Annotated in this window: 30 protein-coding genes; 11 read left to right on the top strand and 19 right to left on the bottom strand. The window is 68.7% G+C overall.

What is annotated here, in order from left to right; all coding sequences use genetic code 11:
* Positions 1–2: 2 nt before the first annotated feature.
* Complete coding sequence (locus tag L3Q65_RS43155) at positions 3–431, bottom strand: Fur family transcriptional regulator (RefSeq protein ID WP_182892485.1); 429 nt, start codon at positions 429–431, stop codon at positions 3–5.
* Between the two features lie 147 nt (positions 432–578).
* Between L3Q65_RS43155 and L3Q65_RS43150 the strand changes: the two genes are divergently transcribed.
* Entirely contained in the window at positions 579–1,409 is an 831-nt protein-coding gene (locus tag L3Q65_RS43150; protein WP_182892486.1) for an SAM-dependent methyltransferase, read from the top strand.
* 54 nt (positions 1,410–1,463) lie between these two features.
* On the opposite strand, the gene L3Q65_RS43145 is transcribed toward L3Q65_RS43150, so the two are convergent.
* A complete protein-coding gene (locus L3Q65_RS43145; RefSeq protein ID WP_182892487.1) occupies positions 1,464–2,147 on the bottom strand; it encodes a TetR/AcrR family transcriptional regulator in 684 nt (227 codons plus the stop codon).
* Positions 2,148–2,383: 236 nt separating this feature from the next.
* On the opposite strand from L3Q65_RS43145, the gene L3Q65_RS43140 reads away from it, so the two are divergent.
* Both L3Q65_RS43140 and L3Q65_RS47455 read left to right on the top strand, forming a co-directional pair.
* Complete coding sequence (locus L3Q65_RS43140) at positions 2,384–2,620, top strand: hypothetical protein (protein WP_220507476.1); 237 nt, start codon at positions 2,384–2,386, stop codon at positions 2,618–2,620.
* Positions 2,617–2,742, top strand: coding sequence for a hypothetical protein (locus L3Q65_RS47455; protein WP_255751336.1), 126 nt, complete (start codon positions 2,617–2,619; stop codon positions 2,740–2,742). The genes L3Q65_RS43140 and L3Q65_RS47455 overlap by 4 nt, the downstream gene beginning before the upstream one ends.
* Before the next feature lie 282 nt (positions 2,743–3,024).
* On the opposite strand, the gene L3Q65_RS43135 is transcribed toward L3Q65_RS47455, so the two are convergent.
* Entirely contained in the window at positions 3,025–3,678 is a 654-nt protein-coding gene (locus L3Q65_RS43135) for a response regulator transcription factor (protein ID WP_182892489.1), read from the bottom strand.
* Entirely contained in the window at positions 3,666–4,913 is a 1,248-nt protein-coding gene (locus tag L3Q65_RS43130; RefSeq protein ID WP_237598193.1) for a sensor domain-containing protein, read from the bottom strand. Before L3Q65_RS43130 ends, L3Q65_RS43135 begins: the two co-directional genes overlap by 13 nt.
* 139 nt (positions 4,914–5,052) lie before the next feature.
* Here L3Q65_RS43130 and L3Q65_RS43125 point away from each other — a divergent pair, with 139 nt between their 5' ends.
* Positions 5,053–5,235, top strand: a complete 183-nt coding sequence (locus L3Q65_RS43125) for a hypothetical protein (protein WP_237598192.1) — start codon at positions 5,053–5,055, stop codon at positions 5,233–5,235.
* A 20-nt stretch (positions 5,236–5,255) separates the two neighbouring features.
* On the top strand, positions 5,256–6,137 hold the full coding sequence (locus L3Q65_RS43120) for a CPBP family intramembrane glutamic endopeptidase (protein ID WP_237598191.1): 882 nt from the start codon (positions 5,256–5,258) through the stop codon (positions 6,135–6,137).
* Here the strand turns inward: L3Q65_RS43120 and L3Q65_RS43115 are convergent.
* Together L3Q65_RS43115 and L3Q65_RS43110 are read right to left on the bottom strand one after the other, a co-directional pair.
* Positions 6,131–6,925 carry an SDR family NAD(P)-dependent oxidoreductase gene (locus L3Q65_RS43115; RefSeq protein ID WP_237598190.1) on the bottom strand — a complete coding sequence of 265 codons (795 nt, stop codon included), beginning with the start codon at positions 6,923–6,925 and terminating at the stop codon, positions 6,131–6,133. The two genes, L3Q65_RS43120 and L3Q65_RS43115, sit on opposite strands and share 7 nt — an antisense overlap.
* 16 nt (positions 6,926–6,941) lie before the next feature.
* A complete protein-coding gene (locus L3Q65_RS43110; protein WP_182892494.1) occupies positions 6,942–7,670 on the bottom strand; it encodes a LysR family substrate-binding domain-containing protein in 729 nt (242 codons plus the stop codon).
* A 44-nt stretch (positions 7,671–7,714) separates the two neighbouring features.
* Here L3Q65_RS43110 and L3Q65_RS43105 point away from each other — a divergent pair, with 44 nt between their 5' ends.
* A complete protein-coding gene (locus L3Q65_RS43105) occupies positions 7,715–8,089 on the top strand; it encodes a DUF5997 family protein (RefSeq protein WP_182892495.1) in 375 nt (124 codons plus the stop codon).
* Between the two features lie 542 nt (positions 8,090–8,631).
* Here the strand turns inward: L3Q65_RS43105 and L3Q65_RS43100 are convergent.
* The 6 genes from L3Q65_RS43100 to L3Q65_RS43075 form a co-directional block, all read right to left on the bottom strand.
* On the bottom strand, positions 8,632–9,240 hold the full coding sequence (locus L3Q65_RS43100) for a response regulator transcription factor (protein WP_182892496.1): 609 nt from the start codon (positions 9,238–9,240) through the stop codon (positions 8,632–8,634).
* The gene (locus L3Q65_RS43095; protein ID WP_237598189.1) at positions 9,237–10,292 is read right to left on the bottom strand and encodes a sensor histidine kinase; all 1,056 of its coding nucleotides are present in this window, start codon (positions 10,290–10,292) and stop codon (positions 9,237–9,239) included. Before L3Q65_RS43095 ends, L3Q65_RS43100 begins: the two co-directional genes overlap by 4 nt.
* 10 nt (positions 10,293–10,302) lie before the next feature.
* Positions 10,303–10,710, bottom strand: a complete 408-nt coding sequence (locus L3Q65_RS43090) for a hypothetical protein (RefSeq protein WP_182892498.1) — start codon at positions 10,708–10,710, stop codon at positions 10,303–10,305.
* A 144-nt stretch (positions 10,711–10,854) separates the two neighbouring features.
* On the bottom strand, positions 10,855–11,808 hold the full coding sequence (locus L3Q65_RS43085; protein WP_182892499.1) for a hypothetical protein: 954 nt from the start codon (positions 11,806–11,808) through the stop codon (positions 10,855–10,857).
* Between the two features lie 321 nt (positions 11,809–12,129).
* Entirely contained in the window at positions 12,130–12,819 is a 690-nt protein-coding gene (locus L3Q65_RS43080; protein ID WP_182892500.1) for an alpha/beta fold hydrolase, read from the bottom strand.
* Positions 12,820–12,904: 85 nt separating this feature from the next.
* Positions 12,905–13,669, bottom strand: a complete 765-nt coding sequence (locus L3Q65_RS43075; protein ID WP_182892501.1) for a helix-turn-helix transcriptional regulator — start codon at positions 13,667–13,669, stop codon at positions 12,905–12,907.
* An 86-nt stretch (positions 13,670–13,755) separates the two neighbouring features.
* Here L3Q65_RS43075 and L3Q65_RS43070 point away from each other — a divergent pair, with 86 nt between their 5' ends.
* Positions 13,756–14,520, top strand: coding sequence for a sulfite exporter TauE/SafE family protein (locus tag L3Q65_RS43070; RefSeq protein WP_237598188.1), 765 nt, complete (start codon positions 13,756–13,758; stop codon positions 14,518–14,520).
* Here the strand turns inward: L3Q65_RS43070 and L3Q65_RS43065 are convergent.
* Entirely contained in the window at positions 14,513–14,869 is a 357-nt protein-coding gene (locus L3Q65_RS43065) for an ArsC/Spx/MgsR family protein (RefSeq protein WP_182892503.1), read from the bottom strand. The two genes, L3Q65_RS43070 and L3Q65_RS43065, sit on opposite strands and share 8 nt — an antisense overlap.
* A gap of 106 nt (positions 14,870–14,975) precedes the next feature.
* On the opposite strand from L3Q65_RS43065, the gene L3Q65_RS43060 reads away from it, so the two are divergent.
* Complete coding sequence (locus tag L3Q65_RS43060) at positions 14,976–15,509, top strand: GNAT family N-acetyltransferase (RefSeq protein ID WP_182892504.1); 534 nt, start codon at positions 14,976–14,978, stop codon at positions 15,507–15,509.
* 170 nt (positions 15,510–15,679) lie between these two features.
* On the opposite strand, the gene L3Q65_RS43055 is transcribed toward L3Q65_RS43060, so the two are convergent.
* Together L3Q65_RS43055 and L3Q65_RS43045 are read right to left on the bottom strand one after the other, a co-directional pair.
* Positions 15,680–16,845, bottom strand: a protein-coding gene (locus L3Q65_RS43055; protein ID WP_370648121.1) for an IS3 family transposase whose coding sequence is annotated in 2 segments (ribosomal slippage) — positions 15,680–16,576 and positions 16,579–16,845 — 1,164 coding nt in all. Because the reading frame shifts where the segments join, the coding sequence is not laid out codon by codon here.
* A gap of 151 nt (positions 16,846–16,996) precedes the next feature.
* Complete coding sequence (locus L3Q65_RS43045) at positions 16,997–17,632, bottom strand: FMN-dependent NADH-azoreductase (RefSeq protein ID WP_182892505.1); 636 nt, start codon at positions 17,630–17,632, stop codon at positions 16,997–16,999.
* Positions 17,633–17,716: 84 nt separating this feature from the next.
* Between L3Q65_RS43045 and L3Q65_RS43040 the strand changes: the two genes are divergently transcribed.
* Both L3Q65_RS43040 and L3Q65_RS43035 read left to right on the top strand, forming a co-directional pair.
* The gene (locus L3Q65_RS43040; protein WP_182892506.1) at positions 17,717–18,196 is read left to right on the top strand and encodes a MarR family winged helix-turn-helix transcriptional regulator; all 480 of its coding nucleotides are present in this window, start codon (positions 17,717–17,719) and stop codon (positions 18,194–18,196) included.
* Positions 18,197–18,211: 15 nt separating this feature from the next.
* The gene (locus L3Q65_RS43035; protein ID WP_237598187.1) at positions 18,212–19,801 is read left to right on the top strand and encodes a DNA polymerase domain-containing protein; all 1,590 of its coding nucleotides are present in this window, start codon (positions 18,212–18,214) and stop codon (positions 19,799–19,801) included.
* On the opposite strand, the gene L3Q65_RS43030 is transcribed toward L3Q65_RS43035, so the two are convergent.
* A complete protein-coding gene (locus tag L3Q65_RS43030) occupies positions 19,692–21,089 on the bottom strand; it encodes an MFS transporter (protein ID WP_237598186.1) in 1,398 nt (465 codons plus the stop codon). The two genes, L3Q65_RS43035 and L3Q65_RS43030, sit on opposite strands and share 110 nt — an antisense overlap.
* 85 nt (positions 21,090–21,174) lie before the next feature.
* Complete coding sequence (locus L3Q65_RS43025; RefSeq protein ID WP_182892509.1) at positions 21,175–21,732, bottom strand: helix-turn-helix domain-containing protein; 558 nt, start codon at positions 21,730–21,732, stop codon at positions 21,175–21,177.
* A 42-nt stretch (positions 21,733–21,774) separates the two neighbouring features.
* Here L3Q65_RS43025 and L3Q65_RS43020 point away from each other — a divergent pair, with 42 nt between their 5' ends.
* The gene (locus L3Q65_RS43020) at positions 21,775–22,296 is read left to right on the top strand and encodes a GNAT family N-acetyltransferase (protein WP_182892510.1); all 522 of its coding nucleotides are present in this window, start codon (positions 21,775–21,777) and stop codon (positions 22,294–22,296) included.
* Here the strand turns inward: L3Q65_RS43020 and L3Q65_RS43015 are convergent.
* Both L3Q65_RS43015 and L3Q65_RS43010 read right to left on the bottom strand, forming a co-directional pair.
* Positions 22,293–23,282 (bottom strand): hypothetical protein, encoded by a 990-nt coding sequence (locus L3Q65_RS43015; RefSeq protein WP_237598185.1) that lies wholly within the window; start codon positions 23,280–23,282, stop codon positions 22,293–22,295. The genes L3Q65_RS43020 and L3Q65_RS43015 overlap by 4 nt on opposite strands.
* Positions 23,279–23,842, bottom strand: a complete 564-nt coding sequence (locus L3Q65_RS43010) for a hypothetical protein (protein ID WP_237598184.1) — start codon at positions 23,840–23,842, stop codon at positions 23,279–23,281. Before L3Q65_RS43010 ends, L3Q65_RS43015 begins: the two co-directional genes overlap by 4 nt.
* Between the last annotated feature and the right edge of the window lie 46 nt (positions 23,843–23,888).

Genomic DNA, 23,888 nt, shown 5'->3' with positions numbered 1-23,888 from the left:
AATCAGTTTGCTGCCGTCGAACAGGCGGGGCATCGGCCCCAGTAGACGACCTCGGCCTCGTCGATGACGAAACCGTGTGCTTCGGACGCGGTCAGGCAAGGCGCTTCCCCGACCGCGCAGTCGACATCCTCGATGGCACCGCACGAGCGGCACACGACGTGGTGGTGGTTGTCCCCTACCCGGGCCTCGTACCGCGCGACCGAACCGGGCGGCTGGATGCGCCGCAGCAGCCCCGCCTCGGTCAGCGCGCGCAGCACGTCGTAAACGGCCTGGTGGGAAACCTCGCCGAGATCCGCGCGCACCATGCCGATGACGGATTCGGTGTCCGCGTGCGCGTTGGCGTGCACGGCGGAGAGCACGGCCACCCGAGGGCGCGTGATCCGCAACTGCACTCCGCGCAGCAGCTGCTCGAAGTCCGCGGTCGTCGGCATGCCCCGGAGTCTGCCGGATTTTCTGGAATGAATCAAGAATCTGTCACCCACTCCGGTTGTCCTCCTCCTGGCGGTCGCTTGACAGCCCGGAAGGTCTACGGTGAGTAGACCAAAGAGACGTCCGACACATCCGAGGTGACGCCAGAAATGACCGAGGCCGTCGAATCGCCCAGTTCGCACCCGGTCGGGGTCGATATCACGCGAGCGAGCATTGCCCGGGTGTACGACGCCGCGCTGAACGGCACGAACAACTACGAGATCGACCGCAGGGTGCTCGACCAGGTGCGGACCGTGGCCCCGGAGGTCAACGACCTCGCCTGGGCCAACCGCAACTTCCTGATCCGCGCCTGCCGCTTCCTCGCCACCCAGGGCAGGGTCACCCAGTACCTCGACTGCGGTTCCGGCCTGCCCACCGCGGAAAACACGCACCAGGTCGTGCAGCGGATCATCCCCGAAGCCCGGGTGCTGTACGTGGACAACGACCCGGTGGTCCTCGCGCACGGGCGCGCGCTGCTCGAAGAGAACGACAACACCCGGTTCATCGAAGCCGACATCTTCAAGCCCGACCAGATCCTGCAGAACGAGACCGCGCGCGAGTTCCTCGACTGGACGAAGCCGATCGCGTTGCTGCACAACGGAACCCTGCACCACTACCTCGGCGACGACTACGAGGAGATGATGCGGACCTACGTCGACGCGCTGCCGTCCGGCTCGTTCGTGGTGGTCGCGCACTTCCTCGACCCGCAGACGCCCGAGCACAGCGAGATCGCCCGGCGGATGGAGGACAAGTTCACGCACAGCCCGATGGGCAGCGGCCTCTTCCGCACGTGGGACGAGATCGGCCGCATGTTCGGCGGCACCGAACTGGTCGACCCGGGCCTGGTGCTGTGCGAGGACTGGTGGCCGGACGGCCCGCGGTACCAGCCGCTGAACCAGGTCCAGGAATGCATCGCGGGAGGGGTCGGGCGGAAGGCCTGACACTCCCTCGGTTCGAGACCTCCCCGCGGCGTTCCGCGGGGAGGTTTTCTTTTGTCAGTCCAGGACCTGGTAGTCCAGGTCGGTCAGCGGCGAGTCCGGGTTGAGGGCGACGCCGACCGTGCGCAGGGTGTCGTCGAGAATCGACCAGACCCACCGCGCGAGCAGCTGCCGCAGATCGTCCCGGTCGATCCCACGCGGCGCGTCCAGCCAATGCGCCGTACTGGACTCGACCAGCCCCACCAGCCCGTACGCGATCGTCTCGCCGACCCGCTGGTCCGCGCCGAACAGGCCGAGGTAGTACTCGAACAGCACCGTCAGCTGCCGGGCGATCGCGGTTTTCACGTCCGCGACGACGTCGCGCGGGCCGGTCACCGACTGGCGCATCAGGTACTGGTACAGCGCGCGGTGTTCGGAAAGCCATTCGATATGCGCGCCGATCGTCGCGTGCACCATTTCGCGCGGCGTGCCGGAAACTCCCCACAGCGGAGCGAATTGCGCCCCGATCATTTCCGCCGCGCGCAACGCGATAGCGCGCTGCAGATCCGCGGTGTCGGCGAAATGCTTGTAAATGCGCGTGCGAGCGACGCCGGCCTCGTCGGCGATCTGCTCGGTGGACACCTCCGGCCCGAACCGGGCGATCGCACGCATTCCGGCTTCCACGAACTCCCGGCGCCGGCGTTCGCGCTGCCCTGCCCACCGGGTGGCCCGCCCGTCGGGCGGAGTACCTGAGGACGTCATCCGCGCGAGTGTATCGCCGGGTCACATATCGGATACGGCGCTGTACCTGTTACTTTGGGTATAGAGGGATGACTGTCAGTGGTCGAGGTTGCCTCGATGTAGCAGTCGCGTTCACCGCGGCCGTTGCGTTGGTGTGACCCAGATCATGGACCGGGAGTGCGTCATCGGCACGCGGGGAGCGAGTCGCGTCGATGAAGCGAGCGTCGCCCACAAGGGTGGCGTGCAGGGAGGAACACATGGACGGCGAACAGCACCGGCCCGAACTGTCCACCGGTCACCGGGTCACCTACCTGGTCGGCCAGCGCACCGGCAGGCGCCAGCTGTGCCGGCGCGGGGTGGTCACCGGAGCCCCGGTCACCGACGACGCCACCGCGGTCACCTGGGTCCCGGTCCAGGTCGACGGCCAGGCGAGAGACGCGGATCCGCAGTGGATCGCGGCCGACGCGATCATCGACGTGGTGAGCGCGTCGTGAGCGCCGAACAGGCCGTGGCCACCCCGATTTTCGACGGCGTGGTCGCCGAGGCCGGGGTCGACTGGTCCGAAGAGGACGTTCCCAAGGGCGCGGCGGACGAGAAGCCCGGCTCGGGCAAGTAGCGCTCGCCCGGCGGGAGAACACAGCACCGGTCAGCTCCGGTGCGGTCTTCGCGCGCCCGCGCCAGGGCGGCTTAGGCCGATTCGGGGTCACCGGGTTGTGCGGTGAATACTGCACTCGTCCGGGTGAACTGCGCGCGGCCGAACGCCGGTGAACGCTGCCCATTTCGTCCTCGCCAGAAGACCCGCCGCATCACACCGGTCAGTTCGCCCGGTGCCGTATCCGCCTGCCTCGGACCGCGTATCGCCAACTCTCCACCGATTCGTCCGGAAGAACGAAAAGGATCAACGGCGCGCTTCTTCCAAATAACGCAGCACCGCGGTAACCCGCCGATCCGCGCGGTCGTCCGGCGCTAAATCCAGTTTCGCGAAAATGCTGCGAATATGTTTGTGCACCGCACCGTCGGTCACCACGAGCCGTTCGGCAATGGCGCCATTCCCCAATCCCTCCGCCATCAGCGCCAGCACATCCCGTTCGCGCGGACTGAGCCGTTCCAGGCCGGAATCCGCACGCGTCCGGGTCAGCAACTGCGCCACCACTTCCGGATCGATCGCCGTCCCGCCTTCGGCCACCCGGTTCAGCGCCTCCATGAACTCAGTGACCCGCCCGACGCGTTCTTTCAGCAGGTACCCGAGCCGCGCGCTGCCGCCGCCCAGCAGGTCAGTCGCGAAAGCCTGCTCGACATACGCCGACAGCACCAGCACCGCCAGCTCCGGACGCCGCCGCCGGGCTTCGACTGCTGCGACGATGCCTTCGTCAGTGTGTGTCGGTGGCATCCGGACGTCCACGACCGCGGTATCCGGTTCGTGTTTGTCTACGGCAGCAAGGAAATCCGTCGGGTTGTCAGTGGTCGCGACGACGTCGAGGCCCTCGGCGCGCAACAGCAGCGCGAGTCCTTCGCGCAGCAACGGGTCGTCCTCGGCGATCACAATCCGCATGGCAGGCTCACAGTCAGAATGGTCGGTCCGCCGGCGGGGCTCGCCAGCGCGAAGGTTCCGTCGAGCGCCTCGATCCGGCGGCGCATCCCGCCGAGCCCCGAGCCGCCGGTTTCCGCCGCACCGCCGCGACCGTCGTCGGTGATGCGCAGGTGGAGCACCTCGTTCTCCCGGCGCAAAACCACCTCGACACTGTTGGCACCGCTGTGCTTGGCGACGTTCGTGAGCGCCTCGGCGACCACGAAATACATCGACGCCTCCACCGAAACGGCGTACCGGCCGGGGAGATCGGCGTCGATGGTGCACGGCACCGGACAGTCCGCGGCAAGCGCGGTCAGCGCGTCGGCGAGGCTCCGGTCGGCCAGCACGGGCGGCAGGATACTGCGCACCACCGCACGCAATTCGGCGAGCGCGGTCTCGGTTGCGTCCTGTGCACGGCCGAGGATTTCGTCGACGTCCGCCGAACCTCGGGCGGCTGCCCGGCGGGCCGCGCCGACCAGGACGTTCACCGCGACCAGCCGGTTTTGCGTGCCGTCGTGCAGCGCCCGCTCGATGCGACGCAGTTCGGTGGAATGCGCGTCGAGCGCGGCGGCGCGGGTGGCGGTGAGGTGGGCGATCTGGAGCGTGACGTCGGCGTCCGATCCCGCGGGCAGCAGCCGTCGGCCGGGCAACGCTTGCAGCCGAGCCATCGCGGGCAGCAGCGCGACCGAGAGAAACGCCCACGCGACGCCGAGCAGCGACACCGGGAGCGCCTCCGCCAGGCTGTGCACCGGCCAGCCGAGTGACGCCGTCGCGTCGTCCGGCGGCAGCAGGTACCAATAAAGCGGAAAAAGCCCGTCGCGCGCGGTGTTGAGCACGATCGTCAGCGCGATGAAACCGAGCAGGAAACCCGCCATGCCGTGCACCGCGACCCACAGCAGTTCGCGTTGCACCGTCCGGTCGCGCAGGGCCGCACCGAGCCGTTCGGGGCCGGGGCCGGGGCTGATGACGTCCGGTTTCATCGCGGTGAGCCGGATCCGTTCCCGGTCCGCGACCGCGTGCAGGACGTGCAGCATCGGCCGCGCCAGCAGCAGACCGACGCCCACCAGGCTCAGCACCGCGACCACTGCCACGCCGAGCAGCACCAGCAGCGCCAGCACCGACGTGCCGATCCCGCCGACGAGATGTTCCAGCGCGTCGAGAGCAGCCCGGACGCGCACGGTCCACGGACGCGGCGTCGGTTCGCCTGCGGTTGCCATCGCACCTCCTACGCAGCCGAACCCTAGCCCAGAAATCCGCCGCGGCACCGCCGCGGAGCGAAGGAGTACAGCCTGCTGTACCTAGATCCTCCCGCGCACGGGATCGTCCTGGCGAGCCCCGGTTCGTAGCGTTCCCGGCATGACGAAATCACCTCCCCGGGACACCACCCGGCCACTGCTGTGGGGCGTGCTGGTGCTCAGCGCCGCAGCCAACGCCGTCACCTCGGCCCTCGGCGTCAACCTGGTGCTGAGCACCGTTTTCGGCGTCGTCACCCTCGCCGCGGGCATCGCACTCATCGCGAACTACCGCACCCGTCACTGATTAGTCCACAAAGGACCACCATGAACGCCCCGCACGCACTGCGCGCCTTCGTCGCACGCCGCCCGATCACCACCTTTTTCTCGCTCGCCGTCGCACTGAGCTGGCTCGCGTGGCTCCCTTACGTACTCTCGGACAACGGCCTCGGCATCGTCCACTTCGGATTCCCGCCGGTACTCGGCACCACGCAAATCCTCGGCATGCTCCCCGGCGCGTACCTCGGCCCGATCTTCTCCGCGTTCCTCGTCACCGCACTCGCCGAGGGCCGCCCCGGACTGCGCGCGTGGGTCGGCCGATTGCTGCGATGGCGGGTGAACTGGCGCTGGTACGCACTCGCGCTCTTCGCTGTCCCCGTCGTGCTGACGCTCTCCAGCCTGCCGTTCGCCGGCGCGTTCCGGGCCCCTGCCGCGTCGCTGATCCTGGTGTGGGTCTTGGGTTTCGTGCTCCAGGTGATCACCACCGGCCTCGCCGAAGAACCTGGCTGGCGTGATTTCGCCCTGCCGCATTTGCAGCCGAAGTACGGCCCGTTGCGCGGCACGCTGATCCTCGGTCCATTGTGGGGCGTCTGGCATTTGCCGTTGTTCTTCACCGAATGGGGCCATTGGCCGGACGTGACGGTCTGGTCGGTGCTGGAGTTCGTCGGGACCGCCATCGCGATCAGCTTCGTGATGACCTGGGTGTTCAACCGCAGTGGAGAAAGCCTGCCGATCGCACTGCTGCTGCACGCCGGGATCAACAACTACCTGTCGGTCGCGTGGGCCGAACTGTTCCCCAATACGGACCCGAAACTCGCCGAGCACCTGCTGTTCGCCGCGTTCACTGCGGCCGCGCTGATCGTGGCCGCCGCGACCAAGGGCCGTCTGGGCTATCCTAGCCGAGCGCGCGAGCTGCAGGCCGTTCAGTAGTAAATCTGCCCGGGAACGCCACCGCCGGCCGCGATGGCGTCTCCGTTGATCGCCACGCTGCGCGGGGACGCCAGGAACGCCACCACGTCCGCTACCTCGGCCGCCGTCACCAACCGCCCGATGCTCACTCCCGCCGCGATGCTGTTTTCCAGCTCCGCCACGGAAATTCCCCGCGCCGCGGCGATCTCGGCGAACTTCTCCGGCGTCCGCTCGGTCACGGTGTACCCCGGATGCACGACCGTCACGGCGATTCCCTGCGGCCCCAGTTCGTCGGCGAGATTCTTGGTCATCGCCGCGACCGCGACGTTGCGAATCGACCCGAACGTCGAACTGGCCAGCCGCGCGTTGAGCCCGCTGACGTTCACGATCCGGCCCCAGCCGCGCTCCCGCATCCCCGGCGCGAGCGCCCGGGCGCACCGCAGGTAGCCGAGCACTTTGGTCTCGATCTCGAGGCGCAGGTCTTCGTCGCGCAGTTCGTCGAGCGGCGTCCGAACCCCGCTGGACGCCGGTGCCGCGCAGTTGACCAGCACGTCCGCCGCCCCGAACTCCGCCTTGACCCGCTCCGCCATCGCCGCGACCGCTGCGTCGTCGGTGGTGTCCGTCGGAACCGCGACGACCTTCGTGCCATGCCTGCCGAGGCTTTCCGCCGCGGCGGCAAGCGCTTCGACGTCCCGGGCGACGAGCGCGAGGTCCGCCCCCTCCGCCGCGAGCACCTCCGCAACCGCCAGCCCGATCCCGCGGTTGGCCCCCGTGACGACCGCGCACTTGCCTTTCAACCCGAGATCCACGGCAACTCCCTGAACGTCAACGACGACGGCGAGGCTTACCGCGCCCGCCAGACTTGGGCACGCTCCGGCGACGGTCCGGTTCGCGCTGCTTCTTCTTCGCCGGCGCCGCCTTGCCCGTCTTCGCCTGCGTTTCCTGCTGTCCGCGAGTGCTGTTCACCGTGCGCCCGCGAACGATCCCGATGAACTGCTCCACGAGATCGCTGGTCTCGCCTTCCGGCCAGGACAACGCGACGCGCGACTGCGGTGCGTCCTCGACCGGCCGATAGGTGAGGTCACGCCGATGGTGCAACCGGGCAAGCGACTGCGGCACCATCAGCACACCGACGCCCGCCGCCACCAGCTCGATCGCGTCGCCAGTCGTCGCCGGCCGCTCCAGCGCAGGCTTGCCCGGCAGTTGCTCCCAGCCGAGCGCGTCGTCGAGCGGATGCAGCACGAGTTCGTCCGCGAGGTCCGCAATGGACACTTCGTCGGCCGCCGCGACCAGGTGATCCTTGGGCACGACGACCACCGTGGTCTCGGTGTAGAGCGGGATCGCGTGCAACCCGTCGCGGTTCTCGGACAGCCGCAGCAGAGCCGCGTCCACCCCACCCTCGCGAACGACGTCGGCGGCCTCGGCGGCCTCGACCGCGACCAGGTCAAGCGGCACTTCGGGATTGCGTTCGCCCCAGATCCGGACCCACTTCGCGGGGGTCGCACCCGGAACGTAGGCGAGCCGGAACGCCGAGGCCTGGTCGGCTCCTGTCACGTGGCAAGGCTACCGGCGCGGGGTCGCCGGTTACGCTGGTGGGCATGACGGCGCAGAAGACCCCCCAGACCATGAAGCCGGCGACGGCAGCGAAGAAGCTGGGCGTCTACCTCGAAGCGACCCCCGCAGAGTTCCGCGCGGGCGCCGTCTCGCGCGACGAGCTGAACGCCCTGCAGACCGACCCGCCGGAATGGCTCCGCGACCTGCGCCGCAACGGCCCGCACCCGCGTCCCGTGGTGGCGGCGAAACTGGGAGTCTCCATCGGCGGCCTGGCCAGGGGCGGTGTCACCGAAGCCCTGACGACGGACCAGATCGAGGCCCTGAAAGCAGACAACCCCGCCTGGCTGCAACGCGAACGCGAAACCCAAGCCGAAGTCCGCCGCGAAGCCGCCCGCTTGAACGCGGAAAAGAACGACTAGCCCGTCCACTTCGGACCTCGCCGCTTTTCGACGCCGTGAGGGAACCCCGAGGAACTCTGATTCCCTCGGGGTTCCCCTCATGCCCCTCCACCAGCCGTGAGGGGCCCCTTCACGGCCCTCGATTCCCTCAAGGTGCCCTTCACAGACCGCCGCCCAACACCCGCCCGGTTGCGCCCCAATGTGGCATTGGGTGCGCCACACGCACCGAACGCCACATTGGGTGCATCCCACGCACCCAATGCCACATTGGGGCGCTAACCGCACCCCGCCCCCCTCATGCACCCACACACCCAAGCCGCGCAACAAACCGCAGCCACTGCACCAACACACCCAAGCCGCGCAACAAACCGCAGCCACTGCACCCACCCATCGAGGCACCCAGCCCTCCCCCAACCCCGATACAAAGCCGCCCTGCGGTTCGGGGGTGCTTGTCAAGGCATCTTTCCCGCCTTGACAAGCACCCCCGAACCGTCAGCACAATGAGCTAACGGGGTGCCCCACGCCACCAAAGGCCCGATGTCGCCCGCCAGGGCGACGAGCAGTCACAACCACCCCCGCTCCTCAGCAACCCGAACCGCCCCCATCCGGTTCCGGGCCCCGGTCTTCGCAATAGCCCCGGACAAATAATTCCGAACCGTCCCCTCGGACAAATACAGACTCCCGGCGATCTCCGCCACCGATCCCCCGCCCCGAGCCGCGATCAACACATCCCGCTCCCGCGCGGTCAACGGCGATTCCCCAGCAGCCAAAGTAGCCACCGCCAAGGCCGGATCCACCACTCGCTCCCCCGTCATCACCCGCCGAATAGCATCCCCCAACGCCTCAGCAGGCGCGTCCTTAACCACAAACCCGACCGCCCCAGCCTCCATAGCCCGCCGCAAATACCCAGCCCGCCCGAACGTCGTCAAAACAACCACCCGGCACCCAGGCACTTGCTCCGCCAAGACCGCGGCCGCAGCCAACCCGTCCAACCCGGGCATCTCGATATCCAGCAACGCAACATCCGGCCGATGCTCAAGCGCCGCCGCCACCACTTCGTCCCCCCGCCCCACCTGCGCGACCACCTCGAAGTCGTCCTCAAGATCAAGCAAGGTCCCCAACGCCTGCCGCACCAACGCCTGATCATCCGCGAGCAACAACCGAATAGTCACGCCACACTCACCCGCAACCGCCACCCCCGAGGCCGAACCGGCCCCGCCTCCATTGCCCCACCAGCCGCAGCGACCCGGTCGCGCAGCCCGGACAGCCCATTCCCCGTACCAATCGCAGAACCGACCCCGTCGTCCCGGATTTCCACGGAAGAACCGGAAACAATCACCACGCAAGCACTGGCCCGAGAGTGCCGAACCACATTAGTCAACCCCTCCCGAACCACCCACCCGAACAATTCCTGATACGGCCCATCCACCGCAGAGGGAAAATCCGCCCTGATCCCCGCGGCCCGCAACAATTCCCGGCCCCGCGCAAGCTCCCCGGCGAGCGTCACGTCCCGATACCCGGAAACCGCCGCCCGCACATCCGCCAACGCCTGCCGGGACAACTGTTCAACCTCACCGATCTCCTCGGCGACCCGCTCATCCCCCTTGTCCGCGAGCCGCCGGGCGAGATTGCTCTTCACCGTGATCGCAGTAAGCGAGTGCCCCAAGAGATCGTGCAAATCCCGCGAAATCCGCGACCTTTCAGCGTCGGCAGCCAACCGCTGCACCTCCGCCCGCGCCTGCACCAGCGCCCGGTTCGCCCGCAACGCCTCCGCGAAAGCGACAACCACCAGCACGGTGAACACCAACGCCGCAGCCTGCGCCCAGCCCGGGTCCGCACCCCACACCGCCCACGGCATCACCACCGTCGCCGCCGCGGCGACCGGCACGATGACCGCACCCCAGCGCGGCAACCGCGGAACCGCGAGCGAAACCACCACGGCCAGCAGGTAAAACGCGTTCGCCCGAGCGATCGGCAGCACGACGGCGAACAGCACCGTCAACGCCCCAGTCAGGATCCAGAAAAGCCTGCTCCGGAACTGGTAAGCGGCGACGGCCGCGCCGATGTAGCACGCGCAGAACGCCAGCAGCGCCACCACCGCCGCGGACTGGCCCGCTACCTGGACGAGGACGATCAGCGGGTACACCAGGAGGCCGGCGTCCAGCACGAGCCGGCGCCAGCCCAGTACCCAGCGTTGCGCGTCGGAATCGGGGCCGCGGTCCACGTCCGGCACGCTACTCGGAGAACAGCGAACGCACGTGCCGTCCGTTGACCAGGACGACCACCGCCAGCAGCAGTGCCCCGCAGACGCCCTGCTCAAGCCGGACCCACAGCGGCAGAAAGCCCGGAATCGACACGATGACGATGATCGCGACCGTCATCACCGCCGAAACGATCCGGAGCCGCAGCAGCCCTCGTTTCGACCCGCGAGCCGCGCTTCTCGCGAACAGGAACGTGAGCAGCGCGCTGGCCGCCACGATCGTGGCCCGGACCCAGACGACGTCGGTGACCATCGACGGGTCGTCGCGGAGCAGGAAGATGGCGCCGAGGGTGAGCACGCTCAGCGCCAGGTAAGCCCCGGTGAGGACGCGGACTGTCTTGATCCGGGGGTGTTCGGAAACCGTTGCGGAACGGGAGTCCATGACTGTCCTTTCCAGACCGTGAATCGGCCCGGAGGATCCGGCGCCGCTTGCCCGTCCCATGGTGGTGCGGACGGGCAAGCGAGCCGTAGTGTCACCGCGCACCGGTGCGCGATGACATTTGTCAGAACCCGGTCATCCGCGCCGTCAGCGGGCAGCCGTGAGCTTCGGCCCGATCGCCGCGCCCGCGACCACGAGCACGGCGCCGAGGATGAGCAGATACGCGCCGAGGCCGATCTTCGACAGGTCCTCGTAGAACATCGCGACGATGCCCGCGATGTGGAAGAGCAGCATGACGGTGGCCCGGCCCGCGAAGACGGTGCGGTACCACCAGAAGTTCGGCGGGGTGAGTTCCTTGCGGCGAATCCCGCTGAACCAGTACGCGGACTTCTTCGTGCGCAGCGCGCCGAGCGTCCACGGGAGGGTCGACAGCAATGTCGCGGCGATCAAGAGGAAGGCGAGGAACCGTACGTACATCGCGGCGAAGCTGTCCATGCCGGACGTCATCTTGCTGAAGGCGTCGATGAAGGTGACCGAGGCGGTTTGGGAGCCAAGGGTGAAGGTGACCCAGGGGACGAAGAGGGCGACGACCTCGAGGATGCCGCCGAGAGCTACCGGAATCGCGCCGAGCCCCGCGGTGGTGAGCGGCTGGTTCTGGGGCAGGAAGCCCTGGCCGGGCTGGGGTGCGGCGTAACCGGCTCCCGGCTGCTGGGGCGGGTAGCCCGGTTGTTGTGCTGGATAACCCGATTGGCCCGGGTAGGCGGCCTGGCCCGGGTACTGCTGGCCTGGGTAGGACTGGCCCGGCTGGAACTGACCGGATTGCGGTTGCCCCGGGTACTGCGCCTGTCCAGGCTGCCCGGGGTACTGCCCCGGCTGCGGCTGCCCGGCTTGCCCCGGATACGAACCCGGCGCGGGCTGGCCCGGGTACTGCTGCCCGTACTGCGGAGACTGCCCCGGCTGCTGCGGATAGCCCGGCTGAGCTGCGGGCTGCTGCGGATACCCGGACCCGGCGCCCGGCGGAGGCGCCTGCCATCCCGGCGGGACCGCACCCGGCTCCTGCGGCGTGCCCGGCTGCTCCTGTGGACCCCCTGAGGTACTCATGGCCGCCGATGGTAACTGCCGCACCGACGCGGTGAACGGCGAAATTCCGGCTCGGCCATGACAAGTCCGCACAACGGGACCGATCGGCGCCCCGAGCACCGCACAACAGACCCGCTGACCAGGCCGATCACGGAAGTCGCGCCCGGAAACCGGGACCGCCGAGCTGTCGCGTGACCCGACCGCACCGAGCCCGCCGCCGGAGGAGAACACCTCCACCCGGCGGTCCCGCGCCATTCCGCGGATCGCGCGGCGCACCCAGCCACACACCCTGCCCGCGCCACGCACCCAGGCGCAGCGCGGACCGGACTCACCTCGGCACAGTCACCGTGCAGCGCGCAGGATCAGGTTCGCCACCGCCTCCGGCTGCGAAACCAGTACCGCGTGCGAAGCGCCCTCCACCTCGACGGCCTCCGCATTCGCGCGTTCCGCCATGAAGCGCTGCGCCGCGGCGGGAATGTTCTTGTCCGCGGTCGGGATCAGGCTGTACACCGGCAAGTCCTTCCACGCCGGTGCGGGCGAGGCCTCGTCAAGGGCCGCCGCGGCGATCGGGCGTTGGCCTGCTGCCATCTGGCTGGCCTGCGCGGCCGGGACGTCCGCCGCGAACTGCTGGTGGAACAGGTCTTGCCGGACGTAGAGGTCGACGCCGTTCGGCAGGGCGACCTGCTCCAATGTCTCGCCCAGGGTCCCGCCGGGGAACTTGCCGGCCAGTTCGCCCGCGCTTTCGCCCTCGTCCGGGAGGAAGCCGGCGATGTAGACCAGCGCCTGCACCCGGCGGTGCCCCTTCGCGGCGGCCGAGATCACCGAGCCGCCGTAGGAGTGGCCGGCCAGGACGATCGGGCCCTCGATGCTGTCCAGCAGAGACCGCACGTAGGCGGCGTCCTCGGCGACACCGCGCAGCGGGTTCGCCGCGGCGATCACCCGGTGCCCGGCGGCTCGCAACCGCTCGATCTCCCCGTTCCAGCTGGACGAATCCGCGAACGCACCGTGCACCAGAACGACAGTGGCAGTCATGAGGTCCTCCTCAGAGAAAGTTCCGAACGGGACCAACAGTACAACTAAGTTGTACGCAATCAAGTTGCGCGTGATGAGATCTGGGTCACGGCTCTCGGTACGCCCGCGGCGGGGCGCCGAGCAGGCGGCTGAACATCGTGGTGAAGGCGGCGGGGCTTTCGTATCCGAGGGTGACCGCGACGTCGGCGACCGGGAGATCCGCGGCGAGCAGCGGGAGAGCGCGCAGCACACAGGCTCGCTCCCGCCAGCGCGCGAAGCTCAGGCCCGTTTCGGCGCGGAACAGCCGGTGCAGCGTGCGTTCGCTGACGTGCAACTCCTCCGCCCAGCGAGACGGCGGATCGTGTACATCGGGAGCGTCCGAAAAGGACTGACACAGTGCTCGCAAGCCCTCGTGCCTCGGCCACGGGAGTTCGAGCGGCAACGGCACGCAGCGAGAGATTTCGTGCAGCAGAAGGGAAATCAGCGTGGCGTCGCGGCCGCGGCGAGGGTATTCCGGGGCGACGTCCACGGCTTCCCGGAGCAATTCCCGCAGCAGGGGCGAGACGTCGACGGTCTGGCAGCGGCGCGGGAACCACGGCACAGCGGACGGTTCCAGATACAGACTGCGCGTGGTCACGTTCATCATCACGACGCTGTGATCGGTCTCCGGCGGGATCAGCACCGCGCGCCGCGTCGGGACGGTCCAAGTTCCGTCGGCCGTTCCGACCCGCATAGCACCGGTGGCTCCGTAGAGGAACTGCGCGCGGCGGTGGCGATGCGGCGGCAGGAAGTGGTCCGGCGGGTAGTCCGTGCTGATCGCGAGCACGGCCCTCGGCAGGGCGTCGACCTCGGACAACGGAACGTTGCGCATGGCTACAGAGTAGGTGTCCGAAGCTCGAAAGAAGCTGGCGAATCTTCGGATGCGCGCCGCACCCGTCACGACCTACCTTGAAACCAGTGTTGACCTCGATCCTGATTCTTCTGCTCTTCGGCTGCCTCAGCGGCGTCACGACCGTGCTGTTCGGTTTCGGCGGCGGATTCGTCACTGTGCCAGTGGTCGCGGCGGTCACGAGCCGCGGCGACGCGATGCATGTCGCCGTCGCAACGTCCACTGCGGTGATGGTGGTGAACGCGGTCAGCGCGACCGTCGTGCAAGCCAGGGCCGGACGTCTCCGTCGCGACTACATCTGGCCGCTCGCCGCGTTCGTCGCGGTCGGTGCCGTCATAGGTTCGGTAGCGGCGACTTACGCGGGGGACGGACTGTTGCGCGTCCTGTTCATCGCCTACCTGGCAGTGACCATTGTGGACAGCCTGGCGCGCGGCGGATTCCTTAAGCCGCAAGGGGAACCCAAGCCGTTGAGCACGTTCACGACTACCGCGGGCGGGGTCGGAATCGGTGCGGTGGCGAGTTTTCTCGGGGTGGGCGGCAGCGTGATGACGGTGCCGTTGCTGCGCCGCAAGGGGCTTCCGATGGCGGACGCGGCCGCGATGGCGAACCCGCTCAGCGTGCCGGTCGCGGTAGTGGCGACGGCGGTCTACGCGACAGCGGGCGGCGGGCCGTCAGGGTATCTCGACCCGATCGCGGGCGCGGCACTGCTGGCCGGTTCACTGCCGACGATCGCGCTCGTCCGGCGGGTCGCCGACCGGTTGCCGGACAAGGTGCATGCCGTCGCGTACGTGGTGCTGCTGGCGGCGGCGCTGATCGCGGTCGCGGTCAGCTGAGCACCGACCGGACGGTGTTCTCGTCGCGGGCGACGACCGCGGTGCCGTCGTCGGCGGTGATGATCGGACGCTGGATCAGCTCCGGGTGCTCGGCGAGCGCGGCGATCCACCGTGGACGGTCTTCCGGGGCCCGGCCCCAGGATTTCAGTTCGAGTTCACCGGCGATTTTCTCGCCGGTGCGGGTGATGTCCCACGGGTCGAGGCCGAGCCGGTCGAGCACCGCGACGAGTTCCGCCTCGGTCGGCGGATCCTCCAGATAGCGGCGCACGGTGTACTCCGCGCCCGCCTCGTCGAGCAGCGACACCGCCGAACGGCACTTGGAACAACGCGGGTTCACCCAGATCTCCACCCGCGCAGTTTACCCCGCGCGGACGGAGTTCCCGGCGGGGCAAGAGTTCTTCGGTGCGTCCTGGATCACTTGCCCCGACCGGGTGGAACGGGCGTACCGTTCGTACATGACCCTGCCGCTGACCACCGACCGTCTCGTGATCCGGGACTGGACGGCTGACGACGCCGAAGCCGCGTATCAGATCTACGGCTCTTCCGATGTGACTCATTGGCTGACTCCCGCGATGGACCGGGTCGCCGACGAAGCCGCGATGCGGTCGGTGTTGCAGGCCTGGCAGGAGGCGCAGCCCAATCTGATTCCGCCTCGGGGCCGGTGGGCGGTGGAGCTGCGGTCTGACGGGCGGGTCGTTGGCGGGCTGGGGATTCGGTTGCTGCCTCCCTACCGGGAGGATTTGGAGTTGAGCTGGCAGTTGCGGCCTGAGGAGTGGGGGCACGGGTACGCGACCGAGGCCGCGCGGGCGCTGGTGGAGTGGGCGTTTTCCCAGGACGGGACCGATGAGTTGTTCGCGGTCGCCCGGCCCAGTAATTCGCGGGCTATCGCTACCGCGGAGCGGATTGGGATGTCGTGGGTGGGGGAGACTACTAAGTATTACGAGTTGAGGTTGCAGGTTTATCGGATTCGGCGGGGGGATGTTGTTTGACCGCTGGGGCTCGTCGCCTGGCGGCGGCATTGGCCCGGGCGTGCGTGGGGCACCCCGAAGCTTGATTGCGATGACGGTCTGAGGGTGGTTGTCAAGGCTGGAAAGATGCCTTGACAACCACCCTCAGACCGCATTTTGTGAGGTTTCCCCCGGGGATCGGACACCGGGTTTTATGCCGCGTGGGCGTGGTGGTGACGATAGCTGAGACGGGTTTCGTGGGGTGTTCGGTAGTCGAGGGTGGAGTGCAGGCGGTGGTGGTTGTAGTAGGCGAGGTAGGCGAAAACCGCTTGCCTGGCTTGGTGTCGGGTGGGCCAGGAGCGGGTGCCGATTTCGGTTTTGAGGGTGGCGAAGAAGGATTCGGCGGCGGCGTTGTCGTAGCAGGACCCGGTCCTGCCCATGGAGGCCCGGATGCCGTGCGCGGTCAGGGCGGCGCGGAATTCGGTGGAGGCGTATTGGGTGCCGCGGTCGGAGTGGAACACCGCGCCCGGGCCGGTCAGGCCGCGGTCCGCGGCGAGGGCGATCGCGTCGCAGACCAGGCCGGCGCGCATGTGCGGGGCGAGGGCGTGCCCGACGATTTCGCGGGTGTGCAGGTCGAGCACGGTCGCCAAATACAGCCAGCCCTCTTCGGTGGGCAGGTAGGTGATGTCCCCGACCAGCCGCCGGCCGGGGGCGTCGGCGGTGAAGTCGCGGCCGATCAGGTCCGGCGCGGCCGCGGTCGTGTCCGGCCTGGTCAGCGAGTGCCGCCGGCGGCGGGTGTTCCCGGCGAGCCGCCGTTCGCGCATGACCCGCTCCACCTTCTTGTGGTTGACCGTCTCGCCGCGGCGGCGCAGTTCGGCGGTGACCCGCGGGCTGCCGTAAGCGCCTTGGTGGGCGGCGTGGATCCCGGCGATCTCCCCGGCCAGCCGCTCCTCGGCCCGCGCCCGCTCCTCCCGCGCCGGGGCGGCGGCGAGCCATTCGTAGAACCCCGGGCGGCGGACCCCGAGGACACGGCACAGCCGGGCGACGCCGTAGGCGGCGCGGTGGGCGGAGATGAACCGGCAGCTGCGGGTCAACGACCCATCTCCTGCGCGAAATAGGCGGCCGCTTTGCGCAGGATCTCCTTTTCCTTCTCCAGCTCCGCGACCCGCTTGCGCAACGCCCGCAGCTCCCGCTCCGCCGCGTCCCCGCCCGACGCGGCCGCGCTCTCGGCGCGGTCGGCCGCCCGCACCCACGTCCGCAAGGTCTCGTGATTCACCCCCAGCTCACGAGCCACCTGCGCCAACGGACGAGCCGACGACCGCGCCAACGCGACCGCATCCCGCCGGAACTCCTCCGGATACCTCGACGAACCAGACACAACAACATCCTTCCCCAGGCCAAAGCCAAGGATCAGAGTGTCCGGGCCACCGGGGGAACCTCATTGGCTTCGTATCGGGGAACCCTGGGTTCCTCAGGGTTCCCCTCACGTAATGCTGCCGCCTCCGGAAGGTTCGTGAAGGCCTTGGCTGTCAGCGGGTGGCGGTGGCGGGGGTCCAGAGGGCGTCGATTTCTCGTTCCGCGGCGGCAAGGCTTTCTTCGGCGTGCGAGCGGAATTCCGCCAGTGCCGGGTTGACGCCTGCCATGGTGAATTCCGCGGTGATGAAGCGCGGTTCCAGGCCGGTCAAGGAAAGGCCGTGGGGCAGCCAGCCTTCCGCATGGTCCCAGCCGTGGCGAGGAGTGCCTTCGCCGTAGCCGCCGCCTCGGCTTGCCAGGACCAGGAGTTCTCGGCCGCCGCCCAGGACGGACGGGTCGTCGCCGGCGGCTGCGATCAGGCGGTCCACCCAGGCCTTCACCGAACTCGGGGCACCGTAGTTGTAGAGCGGCAGGCCCAGCAGCACGGTGTCCGCGGCCAGTACTTCCGCCGCCAGCTCTTCGCCGATTCGGGCGGCTTCGCGGTGGTCCGCGGTGTGTTCGGACGCGGGGGTGATGCGGGCTTCCCAGGCCAGCGGGTCCAGGTGCGGGATGGGGTTCGCGCCCAGATCTCGGTAGGTCACCGTCCCGTCTGGATGGGCTGCGCGCCAAGCCCGAGCAGCCCTCGCGCTGAGTTTTCGGCTCACCGAGCGGTCGCCGTTGATGCTGGAGTCGAGGTGCAGCAGGTGTGCCATGTCGATGACCGTCCGTAGATAGTTTGTGTAAGACAAACCATTTATAGCACGGCAGCTACCCGGACTGTCTCGTAGACTGGACACATGGTTCCGCTGCCGCTCGTCGCCCAGGCTCCGCGCAGGTCTGGTGCGCTGCTCGAGCACTTCGCGCGCCGGATCCGGCTGCGCGCGGAGAGCGTGCTCGCTCCGTTCGGGCTGCGGCCTCGGCATTTGATCGCCCTGACCGTCCTCCAGACCCGCGGTTCCAGCACCCAGCAGTCCCTCGCGCAGATCCTCGAGATGGACAGCACCAACGTCGTCGGCCTGCTCAACGACCTCGAAAGCGACCAGCTGATCGAGCGGCGCCGGTCGCCGGAGGACCGCAGGCGGCACGTCGTCGTGCTGACCGAGCGGGGTGCGAAAGAGCTGGCCCGGGCCGAGGCGGCGCTCGCGGCGGTGGAGGACGAGGTCTTCGCGGCGCTCGATCCGGACCAGCGCGAGCAGCTCTACAACTTGCTGTTGCAAGCGGCTTCCGGAACGGTCGACAGCAGCTCTTGTACCGAGGAGCCTCCGCCGACCTGCTGACGGGAGGGGCAGCGAATGGACGGTGCCGCCGAGCGGCTGGCGAAGTACCGCGCCATGCGCAACTTCGCGAAGACCGACGAGCCAGCCGGTGCGAATGCCCCGAAGGAACCTGGCTACCGGTTCGTCGTGCAGCGGCATCGAGCGCGGCGGAAGCATTACGATTTCCGGCTTGAGCTGGGTGGCGTGCTGGTCAGCTGGGCGGTGCCGAAGGGGCCGACGCTCGATCCGAAGGCGCGGCGGATGGCCGTGCACGTCGAGGACCATCCGCTGGAGTACGCCGATTTCGAGGGTGTCATCCCGCGCGGCGAGTACGGCGGCGGCGACGTCATCGTCTGGGATCGCGGAAGCTGGGAACCGGTCGACACCGACGATCCCGAGCAGGCGCTCGCGGACGGGAACCTGCACTTCGACCTGTACGGCGAGAAGCTGGCCGGGCGCTTCGTGCTGATCCGTCCCAAGAAGGACGAGGACGGGAAGCAATGGTTTCTGCTGCACAAGCAGGACGACCACGCCACCGCCGGCTGGGACGCGGAGGAGCATCCGAAGTCGGTGAAAAGCGGGCTCACCAATGACGAGATCGCGGCCGCTCCCCCGGCGTTGTGGCGCGGCGATCTGCCTGCGACCGAGGCGGAAGTGCCGTTGCATCCAGTGTTCGAGCCGGCGTCGGAGGACGAGCTCGAAGCACTGAGCGAACTGGGCAAGCAGGGCACGTGGACGGTCGCCGGGCGGCAGGTGAAGGTCACCAATCTCGACAAGACGCTGATCCCCGGCCGCGACGGCGAAGCGCCGATCACCAAACGGGAACTGATCGAGTACTACACCCGGATCGCGCCGACGATGCTTCCCTACCTCGCCGGCCGCGCGCTCAACACCAACCGGTTCCCGGGCGGCGTCGGCAAACCCGGGTTCTGGCACAAGGAAGTCCCCGACCACGCGCCGGAGTGGCTGCACCGCTGGCATTACGAAGGAGCCGACCCCGGCGACGTGCAGCAGTACCTCGTGCCCTCCGGCGTGGCGGATCTGGCTTGGCTGGCCAATTTCGCCGCGTTGGAACTGCACGCGTGGACGTCGCGCACGTCCGATGTCGAGCACCCGACCTGGTTGCTGTTCGACATCGACCCCGGTTCGGAAACCTCGTTCGACGACGTGCTCGCGCTCGCCCGGTTGCACCGCACCGCACTCGATCACTTCGGGCTCATCGGGCGGCCGAAGACGACCGGGCAGCGCGGGATCCAGATTTGGGTGCCGGTTGAGCCGCGGTACACGTACGCGCAGACCCGGGCGTGGGCGGAAACCGTGTCGAAGTCGATCGGCAAGATCGTGCCGGACCTGGTGAGCTGGGCGTGGCAGAAGGATCGCCGCGGCGGGCTGGCACGGCTCGACTACACGCAGAACGTGCTGAACAAAACCCTCGTCGCGCCGTACAGCGTGCGGCCGAAGCCGGGGGCGCCGGTGTCTGTCCCGCTGGAGTGGGACGAACTCGACGACCCCGACCTCACTCCGGATCGATGGACGATCCGGACGGTGCTCGATCGTGTGGCGAAGGCGGGAGATCCGTTCGCGCAACTGCTGGACGTGCACCAACGCCTGCCGCAGCTGTCGTGAAAACCCCCGCCGCGGCCACGACGGCGAAGCCGATCAGCAGGTAGCGCGCGGACGTCACCATCGACGGTGCGCCCAAGTTCACCAACAGCCCGGCTATCGAGGCACCGAACGCAGTCGCCATCGTGAGCACTGTCGCGATTGCGGCAGCCGCTTGCTGACCGCTGGCCATCGCGGCTACCGACAGGTGCGGCATGGCGATGCCGATCCCGGTACCACCGGCGAGAAGGACCGCCAGCCACGCCAGTACCGAGGCGTTTTCCCTCTGCAGCAAGGCAAGTACGACGAAGGCAGCAGCCAGCAGAGTCGGTCCGGCCAGGCAGAGCAGCCGGACGCGACGGGCGGACGAGCTGACGATCTGCCCGGCGGACCAGCCGAAGGACAGTGCGGCGGAGAAGAAACCCGCTGCCGCAGGCGGTAATCCGCCGAGATGCTGACTGAACAGCGGCAGGAACGCCTCGACCGAGACTCCGGCGGCGAGGCACATGATGGTCAGGTAGATCCAGCGCAGCGGCGAGCCGGACTCGTAGGCTTCAGCGGGCAGGACTCGGACCGCGGCACGCTTCTCAACGAGCAGAAACGCCACGACGAAACCGAATCCCAGCACGATGAACGCTGCCATCGCTAGGATGCTGGTCAAGATCCCGGCGATGCTCACCGCCCCGACCGCACCCACCACGGCTGTCAACGCGAAGGACGGAACGGGAGCGGAGGGGCTTCGCTCGCTGCGCGGAAGCGCCCGCGGCACCTGCGCCGCGATCACGACCGCTGCACCAGCCAGCACGACGAACGCCGCCCGCCACGAACCGAATTGCGCGAACAACCCGCCGAGCGCCGGGCCGACGAGGTTGCCGACGCCGAACATCGCCGAGATCAACGCGCTCCCCCGTGCCCACAACTGCCGCGGCAGCGCCGAGTGAATCACCGCGAAACCCAGCCCGGTGAGCAATCCCGCGCCCAAGCCCTGCACTCCGCGGCCGGCCAGCAGCACCGGCATCGCCGGGCTCACCGCGCACACCACCGAGCCCGTCGCGAAAACGCCGAATCCGAGGTAGTACGCCGTCGCGTTGCCGAGGCGGGCGAGCGCCCGGCTGACGAACATCGTCGCGACGACCTGCGCGACCAGGAACGCCGTCATGTTCCACGCGTAGAGCCGCTCCCCGCCGATGCCGGCGACCGCGGTCGGCAAAAGGCTGGCCGCCACATAGATGTTGACCGCGCCGACGAGCACACCGCCGGCCAGCACGACCGCGGTGCTGAAATGCGCTCCCAATTCGCGCCACGAACCCACTTTGCTTCTCCTCCCGGATGCTGTGCGGTCGCATCATGTCCGGGCGGGAGGCCCCAGCAATCAGACAAATCAGGCGTGAACTGAGTCACACCTTGGTGAGCACCACCAGATAACGGCACGGCTGGTTTCCAGGGTTCTCGTACGCGCAGTCGACCGGGCGGCCCAGCTGAAGACAGTCGCCCTCGGCGAGTTCGTGCACGACTTCGCCTTCGTGGAACCGCAATTGGCCGGACAGCACCCAGACCTGATGGTCGGCGAAGGCGTAGGAACTGGCCGGGAATCCGGCTTTCGCACCGGGCGGCAGGTCGACTTCGACCAGCTCAGTAGCCCCGTGCCCGGGAGGCGAAACAGCGCGGCGCACATAGCCGGTGACCGGGTCCTGCCAGGTCGGCTGGTCTTCACGACGCGCGAGGCGGCGGTCGTCGCCCTCCGCGCGGGCGATGAGTTCGGACAGCGTGAGCCCGAGCGCGGTGGCGAGCCGGCTCAACAGCACGGCCGTCGGCTGCGCTTCACCGCGCTCGATTTTCCCGATCATGGCGCGGGAAACTCCGGAACGTTCAGCGAGCACGCCCGCGGACAGCGCACGGTCCTGCCGGGCTTCACGCACCGCCGCGGCGAGCGAGGCGGAGAGGGGATCGGTCACAGTGGTCGACTATAGCAGCGGATCGTGTCTACTATCGGGGACATGTTGATCCGACCTGCCGAAGAACGGGACGCCGAGGCGTGCGCGGCGATCTACGCGCCGTACGTCCGGGACACCACGATCAGCTTTGAGACCGAACCGCCGACGCCGACGGAAATGGCCGCCCGGATCGCGAAGGCGACGAAGTCGCACGCGTGGCTGGTGCTGGAAATCGACGGCTCAGTGGCGGGATACGCGTACGGCAGCCCGTACAAGGAGCGTGCGGCTTATCGTTGGTCGTGCGAGGTCAGCGTCTACCTGGCGCAGGATCGTCGACGCGCGGGCGGCGGAAAAGCCTTGTACGAAGCCCTTTTCGCCCGGCTCGCGGAACGCGGCTTCCGCATGGCCGTCGCCGGGATGACGCAGCCGAACGAACCCAGCGTCGGACTGCACAAGGCGATGGGCTTCGAACTCATCGGGACTTGGCGGCGGATCGGCTGGAAACACGGAGCCTGGCGCGACGTCACCTGGATGCAGCGAGAACTCGTCCCCGCATCAGACGACACACCGGAGGAACCCCGCTAATCCATCCCGAGGTCGAGTTCCTCGATGTCGTGTTCCAGCCGGGCCCGCCAGGACCACTTCGGTTCGGTCCAGTCGGTGTCCGACGGCGGCGGCTCCCCCAGCGGCAGCGCGGGATCGACCACGCCGTGGGTCACCCGGTAGGCCAGCGCGGATGTCGCTGCCCGGATCCATTTGTCGCCTGCCGCACCGGACGGCGGCGCGACTCCGAACGCGTGCGTGAACCACACCGGCAGCAACGCGCTCGACCCGATCGCGTCGGTGATCCGCTCGCGCAGCCGGGAATGCAGTTCTTCCCAATCCCGTTCGCACTTCTCGATTTGCGGCAGGACCCGGCTCCGCGTTACCTCGTCCGCGGCCAGAACCTGTTGCGCCGCTTCGGCATCCTGCTGCGCGGCGGGCAACTGACGATCCAGCACTCCCCGCCGCCGAGCGACCACTTCGGACAGTCGCGACTCCGCGTCGTCCCGTTCCGGCGTGCCACGCTCGGCTTTCGCCAGCACCTCCAGCACGGCGATCAACGCTTCTTCGCTCTGCCCCAACGCCTCGCGCGCCTGCGGCAGCCGTGCGACGTCCTCTTCGTACGGTCGGCGCTGGGTCGGCGTGAGCAACTGTGCGGCCAGACTGTGCCGCCGCTCTGCCTCCGCGGCCAGCTGCCGCAGCCGCGGGCCGACATTGTCCAGGTCGACCACCGGGACCTTCTCCGACACCCGGACCGCGCGTTCGAGCACCAGCAGCCGCTGCCGGAGCCGTTCGAGCTGCCGGGCCGTGTGGTCCAAGCGGGTTTCGTGCCGGGAATGGGTTTCGGTGAACGACTCGACCGTCTCGCGCAGTTCGGAAAGCTCGCGGACGGTGCGGTTTTCCAGATCGTCGACGGTTTCCCGCATGCCGCCGACGGTGTCGGTGAGGGCGAGCAGTTCCGGATCGGACTCTGGCTCCTCCTCGGCCGGGTAGTACTCGGTGTCGCGGTAGTACTCGGAGTAGGTCACCGCGCCTCCTGCACCAGGAACGCCAGGGTCGCCACCGTGGTGAGCGCGGCCAGGACGACCATGATCGGCTGGGCGGTCGGCCCGGCCCCGATGAGCGCGACCGCGGTGAAGATCGCCGCCAGGGCCCCGCTGTACGCGGCCCGCTGCCGCCGGTTGACCATCAGCGGCGTCGGCCCGAGCGGCCCGAACGCGATCCGCAGTCCCGCGCCCAGCAGCGGCAACGCGAGCAGCAGCCAGACCGCGTTGAGCGCGCCGAACAGCATCATCGCCCCGCTCACCATCCCGACCGCGACCGGCGCGACCGCCAGGTACAGCGTCGTCCGCTGCACCTTCCCGCGCTTCGCCTCCAGCCGGGCGAGCCGCACCTGCTCGACCGCGGCGTCGACCTCCTTCTCGGTGCTCAGCAGCGCCTCCGCCCGCTCGACCAGGGCGTCGAGCGTCTGCGTGCGTTCGTCTTCCGCCTGGTCCGGCAGCTGCGCCAGACCCGCGCGAAGCTCACGGCGGAGCGCGGACGCGCGCGCCATCACGTGGTCGCGCTGGTCCTCGGCAGGCGTAGTCACCTGGCCACTGTAGGTACGAAGCGCGCGGAACCCGGGGAACGACGCG

Source organism: Amycolatopsis sp. FU40, from assembly GCF_021903635.1.
Classification (GTDB): Bacteria; Actinomycetota; Actinomycetes; order Mycobacteriales; family Pseudonocardiaceae; genus Amycolatopsis; species Amycolatopsis dendrobii.
The sequence above is the reverse complement of the archived record's forward strand: the minus strand, read 5'-3'. Positions and strand labels throughout refer to the sequence as shown.